The organism is Clostridium chromiireducens (assembly GCF_002029255.1).
GTDB classification, from domain to species: Bacteria; Bacillota; Clostridia; order Clostridiales; family Clostridiaceae; genus Clostridium; species Clostridium chromiireducens.
In genome coordinates this window covers 102,209-117,643 of the sequence record NZ_MZGT01000002.1, presented here as the reverse complement: position 1 = coordinate 117,643, position 15,435 = coordinate 102,209, and the positions used below count along the sequence as shown (strand labels likewise).

The window sequence follows — 15,435 nt, the reverse complement described above, 5'->3', positions numbered from 1 at the left end:
ACACTATTTCATTTGCTAATAATTAAAATATATATTCTCTTTGAATTATACTAACATTGCTTGCTATATGCAATAATTAGTCATTTTTCTTAAGCAAAAATTCATATTTATAACCATTGATTGAATTACTTTATGTTTTCTTACAAGTCCTTTAAATAATTTTCAGGAAATAATTATTTGATTATATAACTTTTTTCACCTTTAGCTTTTTAATTTCTTTTGCATGCCATACTCTCTCTTCCTCTTTTGGCATTGTCATATAATCACCATATAACTGAGTTAAAATGGCATGATAATTTTTTGGCGCATAAAAAAACTTTCCTTCAAACTCTAACTTAGCCAGATCAAAGTAATCGGACTTTTTATATACATATTCGCTCCAGTAAGTATCCACACCATATCCCATGTATTCTGACTTTGAATCATTCCACTTAACTAAAAACTTAAAAAATTTCAACCTTCTTTTATTAGGAAACATCTTAACAACTAATTTATAAAAAGAGAAAGTTATCTTATTTTTAAAGCTTAGTTTCTCTGGTATATCTCTAAGTCTTTTATAACTTTTTAAGATATTAAAGCTAAGTGCTCTCTGAATCTTGTATATAAAATTATGTTTAGGCAAGCTGTCATAAGGAAATATATCTATGTAAACACCATTATGCATTTCATAGTTTTCTTTTGCGCCTTCTTCTAGAAACATTGTATCATTATACCTAATCTTACATGGCACAGGATAAACATCATAATACTCATCAGTTTCAAAAGTCTGCAGAAATAAATGTTTTGGAAGTTCCTTTTTAGCTATTTCTAAAAACTTATTAAAATCTTCCCTTAGCATACCAATATCAACATCATCATCCCAAGGAATAAATCCTTTATGCCTAACGGCTCCTATCAACGTTCCCGCATCAAGGAAATATTTGAGTTCATGCTTTTCACATAATTTATGAACTTCTTCTAAAATATCAACCATAATCATTTGAGCATCTCTCAAAGATAAATCTTCATAATCTTCTCTTTTATATGTACAATTATCTTTATTCATTACCTAAATTCCTTTCATTTATCAATACCTTTAAATTAGGTTAAGATCTCTTTCCATAATACTTTTCAATCATACTTGGTTTAAATAAAATCATTTTACTTAAAATAAAGTACTTTAATCTATCCTTTTCTAATCTATACATTTTATATTTACTCAAATCATTTCTCACATTTTGATCTTTAATAAATCTATACATTTCTTCACGTAATTCTTTTTTACTTGCAAATGCAGCAACTATATTAACTATCGCCGCTGGTATTCTGCTTTGAATCATTGCTTTTTCTAAATCTTTATCCTTAATCCGAACCTTTAGGTAATCTAAAGTTTCAATGTTAGAATAGTAGATATCTAAAAAATTTAGAGACACATTATTTGTAACAGATTCTCCCCATTTAACATAATGTGAATATATTTTTTTTACACAGCATACTTTTCTAGCATGAGCATAAGCTTTAATCTCAAAAGCTATATCTTCTGCAAATTTTCTATTTTCATCAAACCTTATATTTTTCTCCATCAAAAGTGAACGTTTAAATAAATTAGCCATTATATGAGTATGTGAAATCCCATATATGAGCCCAAGAGCAGATTCTTTTCCAGTAAATTCACCATTTTTTAAGCTATCTATATTATTAGAAATTTCTTTTCTGTTACTTTCTTCAAACACATACCCAGAATAAACGACATCACTATTTGTCTTATCTGCTGCATTATACAAATCCTTAAGCATATCTTTATCTATATAATCATCTGAATCTAAGAATTGAATATATTCACCTTTTGCCTTCTCAATTCCTAAATTTCGAGCTGAACTGACCCCACCATTTTCCTTTTTTATTATCTTATAGATAACATGTGAGTCTTTCAAATAATTATTAGCGAACTCACTACTATCATCTGGAGATCCATCATCAATAAATAAAACTTCAAATTCTTTAAGGGTTTGTGCTTTTAAACAATCTAATGTTCTTAAAATTCTGTCTCTAACCTTATAAACCGGAACAATAACACTAACCTTAAAATCCATATTTAGTCATTCCTTTCAAATTATGCGCACATCAAATAAAATAATATACCAAATAATTAAACATATTGGCTTATTATTTTATAATACATATTAATACAATAAATCCTTGTTTAATTATACCACAAAAAAACTGTCTCTCCTTAGAAATTCATCTAAATTTAAGACAGTTTATATATTATTCAAATTAGTTTCTATTTATCTATCCTTTTACACCACTATCATTCACACCTTGCATAAACCACTTCTGGGCAATTAAAAATAAAATTAATAGAGGCAATACAGTAAGTGTGCTTGCAGCCATTATCTCTGGCCACTTTATTCCATAGGCTCCTCCTTGTATAAAAAACTGCCTAAGCCCCGCTGAAACTAAAAACTTTTCTGGACTTTTAGTTATTAGAGATGGATACATATATTCATTATAATATGTTACAAAACTAATCAATCCAAATGTTATAAAAGTTGGTTTCGTTAATGGGAACATAATCTTTAATAATATTTTCAAGTGAGAGGCACCATCCATTCTTGCTGCTTCTACTAAACTTCTATCTATTTGCATAAATGCCTGTCTTATTAAGAATATTCCAAATACATTTGCTAAATTGCTTATTATAAGTCCAATTAATGTATCAATTAAATTTATATCTGCAAGTATCATGTAACATGGAACATATGTTACTGCTGAAGGCAGCATATATGTCCCCATTACTACTGCAAATAAAATTTTCTTGCCTTTAAATTTGAATTGAGTTAAAGCATATGCAATCATAGCTGCACTTATAATCTGAAATATAACCTCTATAGATGCAACAAAAAAGCTATTTCCAAGATATACTGCAAAAGGTGCTTCTTTAAATACCTGTATAAAATTATTCCATTGCGGTACTGCTGGAATTAATACTGGAGGAAAATTAAATACTTCATCCTTTGTTTTTAGTGCACTGCTTATCATCCATAGAAAAGGGAAAAATGTAATAATACTTATACCAATTAATATACAATGTCTTATACCATTTGCTATAATCTCTGATGCACTTGGTTTATTTATAATTTCTAAATTCATCTCTAAATCTTCTATTTCTTCAAGATTCTTTTTAACATTTATATCCACTACTTTATATTCCCTCTCTTTAAATCTAAATAAATATTTTCTACTTATTATTCTATTAAATTTAATAATGAACCCATTTCTTTGAAGCAATAAATTGAATTCCTGCAAGCATAGCTATTATAATTAATATCACAGTTGCCATAGCAGTTGCCTGACCCATATTAAAATTTTCAAAAGCAGTTTGATAGTACATATATAGTATAGTTCTTGTACTTCCTGCTGGCCCCCCTTGCGTCAAAACCTGAATTTGATCATAGGCTTGAAGTGAATTAATTGTTGTTATTATACTTAAGAAAAATGTAGTTGGTGATATAAGTGGTAGAGTTATACTTACAAACTTATTCCAATTATTAGCTCCATCAATCGCTGCCGCTTCATATAAATGGCTTGGTACCTTTTCTAAAGCTGTTAAATAAAATACCATAGCCCAGCCAAAGCCTTTCCAAACCGTAACAATTATAACAGATATCATTGCTGTATCTGAACTCTGCAACCATTGTAATTTCGGCAAATTTAAGAATTGTAATATATAATTAGCAAAACCATATTTAGGTTCAAAAATCCAACTCCACACTATAGATATAGCTACTGTTGGCGTAATCCATGGAGAAAATATTATGGCTTTATATAAAGCAGACCCTTTAATATTATTTTTCAATACCATGGCAATAACCAGCCCTCCAACTATTGTTGGCACTAAGGTTCCCATAGTAAATACAAATGTATTTTTTAATGCACTATAAAATGCTTTATCTGCAAACAAAGCTATATAATTATTAGAACCAACCATATTATAAGTTGAACTCATATAATCCCAGTCAGTAAAACTCATAAAAATAGCTTTTATCATTGGCCATATCCAAAATACTCCAAGTGGAATTACAGCTGGTAAAATAAACATTAATACACATAAGTTTTTATTAATTTTTCTCTTAATACTACTCTTAATCTCCACCGATGTCACACCCCCTTATTCAATTAACAGTTAACAATTGTGTATGAAAAGCCTTAAAGGCTTTTCATAATAAGAATTCTAAAATTCTCTTCAAAATCCCTTTGGGTTTTGTTCCTTAACTGTTAACTTCTAAGCGTTACTTGTTAACTGAGTTAAGTGCTTCTTGTGCAATTTTTTGAGCTTCATCTAAAGCTTCTTTAGCAGGTACATTTTCTATTTCCACTTTATCAGCTGCATTTTTAAGTGCATCAATAATCTTTCCATCTGTAGGATCTATAAATACTTTTGTAGCATGAGTTGCTTGAGTGGCTGGAACTGCTGCTTGAGGATTTTTCTTTACATAATCTATAAATTCTGGTGTAGATGCACTACCTTTATTTACTGAAATATATCCAGAATCTATTGCCCATTCAGCACTAACCTTTACTGATGTAAAATATTTAATAAATTCATATGCACCTTGTTTTTCTTCATCACTAACTCCACTTGGAATAGCTAAAAGTCTTGCTTCTGCAATTGGTTTTGCTTGCTTACCTTCTTTAAACGCTGGCTGCTCATATGCACCTAATTTATTAAAATCAAGATCCCCTTGATCTCCTGATGACCCAGTATATCCAGCTGCCTTATCCTTCATAGCATCATCAACTGTTGCATACCAATATTCCCAACCTTGTCCACCTGAATGAATTCTCATAATTTTATCTTCATGAATCCACTTTCTAAAGCTATCCCAAGACTCAACCCATTCCTCTGAATTAATTAGTACTTGTTTTCCGTCATCACTTAATATTTTTCCACCATTGCTTAAGGCAGCATCAATTAAATTATCTTCACCCCACATAGGTTCCCATCCATAGTATGAAACTTCTGTTCCATCTTTTTTAGTAAGTTTCTTAGCTGCTTCTGCGACTCCTGTCCATGTTTTCAATGATTCTTCAGTAATTCCTGCATCTTTAAAGGCCTGCTTATTATAGTATAAAAGTTGTGTTGTACCATATATAGGGAATGCATATAGCTTACCGTCTTTTTTCCCAGTTTCTAAAAATGATTCTAAATAGTTTTCTTCTTTAAAATCTGTATCTTTACTTGTATAATCATTTATATTTGTTAATAACCCTTTATTAGCAAGCATATAAACTTTATCGCCTTCTAATAAAGCAAGTGCTGGACTTTTCTTAGCTGCTATTCCAGCTTGTAAATTCTTAAATGTAGTCTTGTAATCTTCTTGTGCTACTCCCTTAACTTCATACTTATCTTGAGATTTATTAAAATCAGCAATTATTTTTTGCATATTTTCATCAAGTTTCCCCCCAAGACCATACCAATATTCAACTTCAACCTTTCCATTAGCAGTTTTCTTTACTTCTCTTTTACTCACTCCTCCACAAGATATTAGGCTTCCTGATATCATTAAAACTAAACCAACGGAAAAAATCTTTTTAATAATATTATTCATTAAATTACCCCCATAATTTATTATTCAATTTGAAATATACTATAAGTAGCAAAATCAAACTCTTTATCAAATTAGTTATACACTTAATTAAAAATATTCTTTATGTACTTATTTTTACTTTTCCTTTCATTGGAATTTCATTCAGTTCATTTTATGAACAATTTTAGTTTAGCACTGTTCTATGTTCAACTCAATATGTTCATTAAAAATAATGATAAAAATCCCAAAAAAGGAAAAAGACTTAGCATCTATATAAATGCCAAGTCTTTTTCTAATTCATCGAAATATTCAGTTTATATATTTTTAAATTGTTAATAAAAGGGCTAATTAATTTTATTAAGCTTCAACACCATGTGATTGTTGAGCAGCTAATTCATCAGCATAAGCCATAGCATCTGCTTTCTTAAAGAATGGAAGATATATAGCTGTATCTATTGCTAATATAACCAATTGTGCTAATGCATATGGAATACCACCTATTAATAGACCTGAGATAATTGGTGGAACTGTCCAAGGTGGAGTTACTCCTCCCATTGGTGCAAGTAATCCACTTGCAATTGCAAGATACATTAATACTGCTGTTATTATTGGACAAGCTATGAATGGTACAGCCATGATTGGATTCATTACTACTGGAGTACCAAATAAAACTGGTTCATTTATATTGAATAAGTTTGGTGTTACTGCTAATTTACCTAATTGTCTAAATTGTGCTGATTTTGCAAACAATAACATACAAAGAACAAAACCAAGAGTATGTCCAGAACCTGCCATATTGATAAAGTTATCATAGAATTGAGAAGTTACTATATGAGCTCCATGTGCAAGATCTAAAGTTCCTGCTTTTTGAAGTTCTGCATTAGCTAACATATTTGCTCCTAATAAGCTTCCAACTATACCAGACATAATAGTTGCACCGTGAACACCAAACCACCATAAGAATGGAATACAGAATGCTATAACTATAACTCCGCCTAGTGAATCTGATACACCTTGTAGTGGTGTTTGAATAACTTTGTAAATTAATTCAACAAATGTTGTATTTAATCCCCATTTTAGTGCCGCATAAATAATTCCTGCTGCTGTAAACATCACTGCTGCTGGAATCAAGGCTGAGAATGCTGAAACTACACCAGCTGGAACACCTTCAGGCATCTTAATTCTGATGTCTTTACTCATGAACCATGAATAAGTAGCACCAACAACTAAACCAATTATAATTGCAGTAACCATACCTTGACCGCCAGTCCAACCTTTTGGAATAACGCCACCAACTTGGAATACGTCTTTTGTTCCTTCTGGAGTAAATGCAACGCTATCAGAAGTTGTAATTAAGAATACAGATAATGACATTACTCCAGCTGATAAAGGCTCAAAGCCCTCATTCTTTGCATAAACATAAGCAATCGAAATAACAGAAACAAGTGCCATAATATTCATTGTATTACCTTGAATTTTAAATAATGGATCAGTCCATCCCGCTCCAAATGTAGCAGTCATAAAATCAGTAAATGCTTTTACTGGAAAGCAAGCTATTAATAGGAACAAAGATCCTATTATTTGTAATGGCATTGTGTATAAAACACCATCTTTTAATGCTTGAATCCCTTTAAGATTAACGAATTTCATAACTACTGGTATTACTTTTTCGTTCAACGTTTGACTCATTGACATAATAAAATTCCCCCTTAAAAATTAAAATCTGATTATAATATGAATAATTACAAATAAAAATTTGCTATTATTACCGCTTTAAGTTTAGTTATTAATTATAATTTTAATAAAGTAATCCTTTTCTTCTGATCTACTTTTATATAACACATGTTCTATTACTATAATTTAATGTTTTTCTTATCATCAAAAAATTTTATTAAACATCTGTTATTATAAAAGCTTTAGGATTATCATGTTAATTCTATAGTATATAAAACAACAAGTGTTTCTACTTTTTAATTAAGTTTAATGCCAAATCTAAAACCTTAGCTCCATTCATCATTCCATAATCAACCATTGGAATTACTTCTACTGGAATTCCTTTTGGATCACAAAGTTTCTTTGCCTTTCCTAAAGTATATCCAACTTGTGGTCCAAGTAAGGCAACATCCATACTTTCTAAATGTTTATCCATTTGAGCTTCTGGAAATGCTATAATTTCTGCATCTACCCCCTTAGCTTTAGCTGCTTCCTTCATCTTATTAACTAAAACGCTTGTTGACATTCCTGATGCGCAGAATAATTTGATTGTAACCATATCTTTGTCCTCCTTATTAATTTTAATTACATAATTTGAATATATATTTATAATTTTGTGTTTATTTTAAAAATATATTTATCGTATTAGTGTTTTCATAACATTTACAGGTGTAGTTTGTCTTGAATAATTCTTATAGTTTTTTAAGTATTATTTAACTAAAGTGTTTACAACTTTTCTTAACTCAATAATTTGTTCGATTAAATTCTTTTCTGTTATTGATGTCATTAAATGATCTTGTGCATGAACAAACAATATTGATAATTCTACTTTTTCTCCCGCAGCTTCTTTTTGAAGCATTTCTGTTTGTGAATCATGTGCTTTTGCTAATGCATCATTAGCTAATTGCATTTCCTCTTCAGCCTCTTCATATTTTCCTTCGTTTACCATGCCAAGTGCCATGTAAGCGTGATTTTTGCAATCTCCCGCATTAATTATGATATTCATTATTGCCATTTCTAATTGATCCATTTCTACTCCTCCAATTCATGCTTTATTGCCTTATGCTATTATATATAGCAATACCCGTGCCAAACACTACTAATTATTTTATTTTTTTTTATTTTTTTACTGTTTAAAACTTATCTATTTTCTATAAATCTAGGTATTTCAACACTTGCAAGCAAAATAGCTACCATAATCCTTTTAAAAAGACATAACTTTTATTTATCTCAAAATATATATTTTGTTTATTTCAAGATATGTGTTTACTTAATCCAGTTAGTGTTTTATAATTATATATAGTGTTTGAATATTTTTCAAACTGTATGAAAACACTATAGAAATAATGTTTGTTTATAATTATATTTTTTTACTATAATTATGAACCCATTCCATAATTTTCATTATAGTGTATGAAAATGTTTAATCTATCACGTTATCTACAAATTAAATTTTATATAGGAGGATATATAATGACTAAAAAAGATTTAGTTTATCAAAAACTTCTACAATTAAATTCTTCAGAAGGTATAGATACTAAAACACTAGCGCCGCTAGTTAATATGACTAGAGCAAATTTAAGTCATGAGTTAAACGAGCTCTGCAAAGAAGGTAAATTATATAAATCAATTGGCAGGCCCGTATTGTTTTTTCTTTCAGAAAACAAAATACAAAATAATGAGTCTCAATTAGATTTATTAGCTAAAAATAATGTTTCACTTAAGGATTCTGTTGAACAAGCTAAAGCTGCTATACTATATCCACCTAAAGGCATGAACTGTTTGATATTAGGTGGGACAGGTGTAGGTAAGTCTATGTTTGCTTCTCTTATGCACAATTATGCTTTAGAAATGAAAGTAAAAACAGAAAATTCTCCTTTTATAGTGTTTAACTGTGCAGATTATACTAATAATCCTCAACTTTTGACTTCTCAGCTTTTTGGAGTAAAAAAAGGTGCTTATACTGGAGCCGAGTCAGATAAGGTTGGATTAATAGAAGAAGCTAATGGTGGGATTTTATTTTTAGACGAAATTCATAGATTGCCTCCTGAAGGTCAGGAAGCTCTCTTTATATTTTTAGATACAGGTACTTTCAGACGTATCGGTGATTCCGAAACCAGAAAATCCGATGTATTAATAATCTCAGCTACAACTGAAGATCCAAACTCTGCTTTGTTGAACACTTTTACCAGAAGAATTCCTCTTGTTATTAATATTCCCTCTCTAAAAGAAAGAACTTTGGATGAAAGGTTATTCTTAATTAAAAGCTTCTTTAAATATGAGAGTATTCGTTTAAATAAAGAAATATATGTATCATTGAACTCTCTTAGAGCACTACTTTCTTATGATTGTCCTAATAATATAGGTCAATTGAAGAGTGATGTTCAGTTGCTTTGTGCAAAAGCATATTCGGAATTTCTAACAAATATAAGACGTGATGTAAGAATCCATAGTAAGGCTCTACCTCATTATATTAAAGAAGGTCTTTATAAAGAGAAAGAACATAGAGTTTTATGGAATAAACTTATGAGCGAAGAAATTGAATATTTTAGATTCAATGGCTCCACTGAAGACACAAACACTATATTTAATAATGGAGATAATACAATCTATAACTTTATAGAAAGTAAACTTGAAAAGCTAAAATCTTTAGAAATCTCAGATATTGATATTGAAAATATTCTTGAAAAGGATATAGCAAAGCATTTTAACAAAAATAATTCAGAAGTATCCGAGGAAACAAGCAAACAAAACTTGTTAACTATTATTGACGAAGATATATTAAAGTGCATTGACAGCATAGTAAGTCATTTAACTCGAAAACTCCCTGTAGAGTTTGACAGTAATTTATACACCGCTTTTGCCTTGCATATTAACACACTAATTAACAGAATAAACAATGACAAAATAATAATAAACACTAATTTGAATAAAATAAAAGATCTTTATCCTGCAGAGTTTAATGTTGCACTTGAAGTTAAAGAAATTATAGAAAATACTATTAATAAATCAATTCCAATAGATGAAGCTGGATATTTAACACTATTTCTAATACCAGACAATACCTTTAATGATACATCTCAAGATAAGGTGAAAGTTATTCTAATTGCTCATGGAGAATCTACTGCAACTTCCATGGCTGATGTTTCTAACAAACTGCTTGGAGAGAATTATATAATCCCAATAAATGCTCCAATAGATGTTGCTCCATCAAAAGTATTAGAAAAACTAAAAATTGGTATTCAAGAAAATCCAACTTCATCTGGTTATTTATTGCTAGTTGATATGGGATCTTTAACAACATTTGCAGATGTCATAAAAAAAGAATTCCAAGTTGATATTAAAGTAATTTCTCTTGTTTCAACCCTTCATGTATTAGAGGCTGCTAGAAAAGCACTTATTGGGTCGTCTTTAGATGAAATTTATAATGATGTATTAATGGTAAATTCTTATGTGGAAATGCATAAAAATATAAACACTACTTCTGAAGACTCAGATAAGGTTTTAATAGTAACAGCTTGCCTGACTGGTGAAGGTGCTGCAATTGCAATTAAGAACTTCTTACTTAGTAACCTTAGGATTAATAAGGATTACTTTGAAATTGTGTGTTTAAATTGTTTAGATAAAAAATATTTTAAGCAAAAGATAATTAATCTTCAGAAGCAAAATGAGATATTATTTATTGTATCATCTTTCCCTGTAGACTCGCCATTAAAACAATATACAATGTATGAAGTGTTTAATATGGATGTACTAAAAGAATTACAAGCTGCAATAGATTCTAAAACAACTATGATTAATATTCCAAGAATCATAAAGGAGAATATATATAATATAGATAGTGTTGAACTGTATCGTGATGTAACCTATTTCTTAAATACACTACAAGATACACTTTCAATTAAGCTACCAGATGAAAACACTGTTGGTTTTGTACTTCACTTATCATTTGTTGTAGGTAAATTAAGAAATGAAGATAATCAAGCGAATTATCCTGAAAAAGATAGTTATATAGCTGAAAACATCAATTTATATAATATAATTAGAGAGAATTTATCTTTTATAAGTGCTAAATATAAAATAGATATATCCGATGATGAAGTTTGCTATTTAATGAATCTATTACTTAATACTGAACCTTCATTGAATGAAGGTGAATAACAATCGAAATATAAAAATACTTTCTGTGTTATGATACTTTAAGTTTACTCACAAAAAAACGAAATGGAATAGATGTTTTTGCTTCGGTTCTTTGAAGACTGCACAAAAACATCTATTCCATTTCTTTGTTTAGTGTAAATTTAAAGTGAATCATATTTAGGCAAGTATTTGTATATTTCTCTGTTTATCAATACCCTTAATGACGAACATTTATGGTCTTCAAAACAATTTATATCGTTTTAATGTAGGAACCACATGAAAATTGTGCAATACCTTTACCTTATTTATCATATAAATTTATTATGTAGCCTTTTTCCAATACTTTCTATTATATATAACACAGGTATTTGAGTAGTTATATCGCTGATTCCTAGTTTTTCTTGCTGTATATAATATGAAATATTTAAATCAGATATTTTTGCTATAGTACAATTCTCAGTATTAGTTATACTAACAACTGTGCTATTCTCTCTTTTTAGGTTGCTTATATGATCAATAACTGAATGAGTTTCTCCCGAAACTGATATTGCTATAATAATTGAATCTTCATAAAACTTAGAGTTTCTTGGGAAATAAGGGTCATCAATATACATGGCAAATTTACCTATTGATGAAAAGTATCTTGCCGCATATTTGCATAAGATTCCAGATGTTCCTGCTCCTATAAATATGATGTTACTAGCTTGCTTTATATTGTCACAAAGTATGTTTAATTTCCTATCTAATTCACTGTTATCTAATTTTTTAAAAAAATCTACTATCACAGAAGTATCATTATTTACTTTTTCAAATTCATTTCTCTCAACATGCATTTTTAGCTTTATCTTAAATTCTGAGTATCCTTCACAATTAACTTTTTTGCAAAATCTTAAAATAGTTGTAGTTGATACGTGTGCCTCGTCTGCCAACTCTCTAATCCTCATGTAAGATACCTTTCCAATATTTTTCATTATGTATCTATATAGTGATAATTCTATATCATTAAAACTTTGGATAATTTCATAACTAAACATAAATAATAAACCTCTTCTTTCATCACATCTGCTTATTTTAAGTATACCTTATTTACACATAGTTTTTAAGAGTAAGTTATTTATCTATATTTAAAGCTCTATAAATGGCTTTAGCCACTCCAGCATTATCATTCGTATCAGTTATATATTTAGCTGCTTCTCTTATTTGTGGAATTGCATTTTTCATCGCAAATGATTCCGTAAACTCCGTAAACATAGAATAATCATTAAAACTATCCCCAAGTACTATAACTTCATCTCTTTTTATCCCCATTTTTTCCGCAACTTTTGCTAGTATGAGCCCTTTTTGAGCTTCTTTATTATTTATTTCTATGTTTTTAGTAAAAGTTGAAGAAATAGCAAGTCCCTCAATTGATTCCAACTTTTCTTTTACTTTGACTGTTGTTTCTTCGTCATTATAAAAGGCTACAAACTTTCCAATTTTCACATCACTGTTTAAAAATCCCTCTATATTCTCAATATAATTTAAGTTAATAAAGTGGGGATGATTTCTAGCAATTTTCACCGCCTCATCATAACTCGTATCTGGATCAAATGCTATTATTCTATATGCAACTTCTGTTAATGCTTCTTCTCTGTCATTAACTGTGTATAATCCTTTGTTAGTATAAATTTCAGCTACAATTTTTTCTTTAATTATCATATTTATAATTTCTCTAGCTTCCTCTTTCCCTATGTAAATACCTTCTAAGACATTTCCATCTTCATCTATATATTCTCCACCATTTAGCACTATGCATTGACATCTTAAATTGCACTCATCAAGCAGCGGCTTCACATCTTCATACATTCTACCAGTTGAAATTGCAAATTTAACTCCCATTTCTTGTGCCTTTTTTATAGCTTCCAAATTCTCCTTAGGTATCTTATGATTATTATTAAGTAATGTCCCATCCATATCTGATGCAATAAGCTTTATCATATATTAATTCCTCCATATTTACACTAACTTATTCTCCAACATATATTTTCATGAAAATGTTTGTAATTTTATTATATACTAAAATCAATTATTTTTTCACATAAGTATTTTACTCTTAGCTTTTATATTATAACCAGTGTAGTAGTTGTTTATAAATTCTAAAGCCAAAATTAAATAAACACTTTTATTTATAATTGCATTCCATTTATCTCAATTATGATATTATCTTTCAGCCTCTTAGCATAGAAAACATGTTAGACAAATAAAATCAGGCTAGAATTTTATTATTTCTAGCCTGTAATCAACCTTATACTCTTTTAATATTTTATTAAAGTTCTTCTCCATTAGTTTCTATTACTTTTTTATACCAATAGAAGCTCTTCTTTCTTGATCTGCTTAAGTCTCCATTTCCATCATTATCTTTATTTACATAAATGAAGCCATATCTCTTTTTCATTTCACCTGTTGATGCACTCACTAAATCTATACATCCCCAAGGAGTGTAACCTATTAAATCAACTCCATCATTAACTGCTTCTTTCATTTCTTCTATATGTTCTCTTAAATAATCGATTCTATAGTCGTCGTTAATTGATCCGTCTGCGAGAGCTTCGTCCACAGCACCTAATCCATTTTCCACAACCATTAGTGGAATTCGATATCTATTGTAGATATTATTTAGTGTCCATCTTAATCCCTTAGGGTCAATCTGCCATCCCCAATCACTTGCTTTAAGATATGGATTCTTTACACCTCCAAGTATATTTCCAGAAGTCTTTTCTAAATTCGAATCTGTACTTGAACAGTTTGACATGTAGTAACTAAATGTATAGAAATCTACACAGCCTTCTTTTAGAATCTGCTCATCATTTCCTTCCATCTTTATTTCAATATTATTCTCTCTAAAGAATCTCTTTGCAAAACCTGGATATGCTCCTCTTACTTGAACATCGGAACATAAGAAATTATTTAAGTTATCTCTTTCTTGAGCTAAAAATACATCTTCTGGGTTACATGTATATGGATATGTTGTCATATATGCAATCATACATCCTATTTTAAAATCCTTATTTATTTCATGTCCTAATTTAACAGACTTTGCACTAGCAATAAATTGATGATGAAGTGCTTGGAATCTTATTTGTTTGCTATCATCAGTTTCTTTATCAAAGGCAAGCTCACCACCATCATTTAATAATATTCCACCACCCATGACTGCACCAAATGGCATTGTTAAACAGTTAATTTCATTAAATGTAAGCCAGTATTTTACAACGTCCTTATATCTTTTAAATATAGTTTCGCAATATCTAACATAGCACTCAATAACTTCTCTCCCAGCCCATCCGTTGTATTTTTTAGTTAATCCAAACGGAGTTTCATAATGAGAGATTGTAACTAATGGTTCAATATTGTATTTTTTTAGTTCTGCAAAAACATCATCATAGAATTTTAAACCTTCTTCGTTCGGAGTCAGATCATCACCATTTGGAAAAATTCTGCTCCAATTTATTGATAATCTAAAAGTCTTAAAGCCCATTTCCCCAAATAATTTAATGTCTTCTTTATAATGATGATAAAAATCTATTGCTTCATGACTTGGGTAATACGTTCCTTCTTCTAATTCTGGTGTTATTCTTCTTGGAGTAGTATGTGTACCACCAGTCATAACATCTGCAGTACTAAGACCCTTTCCACCTTCTCTATATCCACCTTCAAATTGGTTTGCCGCCGTTGCTCCTCCCCATAAAAAATCATTTGGTAAACCTGTAAATTTATTTAACATTCTATTCCTCCTATAACTTGTACTACTTCCATACTGTTAGTCTTTATTTTTATCTGGTTCGCAACTGCTAATAGTGAAACACACATCAAAATATATGATATTATTTCTATTCCTAAAAATTATAAACATCTTTATCATAAACTTTATTAAAATTTAAGTGGGGATTGCTCCCACTTAAATCAAATCTGATCACAGAATATCTTGAAAGGAATAATTAATATTTCCTTCATAAGATACCCCAAATATCCT

General features: G+C 29.6%; 12 protein-coding genes. 1 reads left to right on the top strand and 11 read right to left on the bottom strand.

The genetic code is table 11. The features are described 5' to 3' along the window. Positions 1-181: 181 nt before the first annotated feature. The 8 genes from CLCHR_RS01050 to CLCHR_RS01015 all read right to left on the bottom strand — a co-directional run bounded on the left by CLCHR_RS01050 (position 182) and on the right by CLCHR_RS01015 (position 8,313). The gene (locus tag CLCHR_RS01050; RefSeq protein WP_079437801.1) at positions 182-1,045 is read right to left on the bottom strand and encodes a LicD family protein; all 864 of its coding nucleotides are present in this window, start codon (positions 1,043-1,045) and stop codon (positions 182-184) included. 40 nt (positions 1,046-1,085) lie between these two features. Then, positions 1,086-2,072 (bottom strand): glycosyltransferase family 2 protein, encoded by a 987-nt coding sequence (locus CLCHR_RS01045; protein ID WP_079437800.1) that lies wholly within the window; start codon positions 2,070-2,072, stop codon positions 1,086-1,088. A gap of 199 nt (positions 2,073-2,271) precedes the next feature. Continuing rightward, positions 2,272-3,132 (bottom strand): ABC transporter permease subunit, encoded by an 861-nt coding sequence (locus CLCHR_RS01040; protein ID WP_169896720.1) that lies wholly within the window; start codon positions 3,130-3,132, stop codon positions 2,272-2,274. A 109-nt stretch (positions 3,133-3,241) separates the two neighbouring features. Next, entirely contained in the window at positions 3,242-4,081 is an 840-nt protein-coding gene (locus CLCHR_RS01035; RefSeq protein ID WP_079437820.1) for a carbohydrate ABC transporter permease, read from the bottom strand. 190 nt (positions 4,082-4,271) lie between these two features. Continuing rightward, positions 4,272-5,591, bottom strand: a complete 1,320-nt coding sequence (locus tag CLCHR_RS01030; RefSeq protein ID WP_079437799.1) for an ABC transporter substrate-binding protein — start codon at positions 5,589-5,591, stop codon at positions 4,272-4,274. 336 nt (positions 5,592-5,927) lie between these two features. Beyond that, complete coding sequence (locus tag CLCHR_RS01025) at positions 5,928-7,265, bottom strand: PTS sugar transporter subunit IIC (protein ID WP_079437798.1); 1,338 nt, start codon at positions 7,263-7,265, stop codon at positions 5,928-5,930. Between the two features lie 268 nt (positions 7,266-7,533). Then, positions 7,534-7,842 (bottom strand): PTS sugar transporter subunit IIB, encoded by a 309-nt coding sequence (locus CLCHR_RS01020; RefSeq protein ID WP_079437797.1) that lies wholly within the window; start codon positions 7,840-7,842, stop codon positions 7,534-7,536. Positions 7,843-7,992: 150 nt separating this feature from the next. Next, positions 7,993-8,313: a PTS lactose/cellobiose transporter subunit IIA gene (locus CLCHR_RS01015; RefSeq protein WP_079437796.1), complete on the bottom strand. Its 321-nt coding sequence runs from the start codon at positions 8,311-8,313 to the stop codon at positions 7,993-7,995. Between the two features lie 443 nt (positions 8,314-8,756). Here CLCHR_RS01015 and CLCHR_RS01010 point away from each other — a divergent pair, with 443 nt between their 5' ends. Then, complete coding sequence (locus CLCHR_RS01010) at positions 8,757-11,444, top strand: sigma-54-dependent transcriptional regulator (RefSeq protein ID WP_079437795.1); 2,688 nt, start codon at positions 8,757-8,759, stop codon at positions 11,442-11,444. Positions 11,445-11,731: 287 nt separating this feature from the next. On the opposite strand, the gene CLCHR_RS01005 is transcribed toward CLCHR_RS01010, so the two are convergent. From CLCHR_RS01005 to CLCHR_RS00995, 3 genes are all read right to left on the bottom strand, one after another. Beyond that, positions 11,732-12,457: a MurR/RpiR family transcriptional regulator gene (locus CLCHR_RS01005; protein WP_079437794.1), complete on the bottom strand. Its 726-nt coding sequence runs from the start codon at positions 12,455-12,457 to the stop codon at positions 11,732-11,734. Between the two features lie 76 nt (positions 12,458-12,533). Beyond that, entirely contained in the window at positions 12,534-13,400 is an 867-nt protein-coding gene (locus tag CLCHR_RS01000; RefSeq protein ID WP_079437793.1) for a Cof-type HAD-IIB family hydrolase, read from the bottom strand. A 328-nt stretch (positions 13,401-13,728) separates the two neighbouring features. Next, complete coding sequence (locus tag CLCHR_RS00995) at positions 13,729-15,186, bottom strand: glycoside hydrolase family 1 protein (RefSeq protein ID WP_079437792.1); 1,458 nt, start codon at positions 15,184-15,186, stop codon at positions 13,729-13,731. Positions 15,187-15,435: the final 249 nt, after the last annotated feature.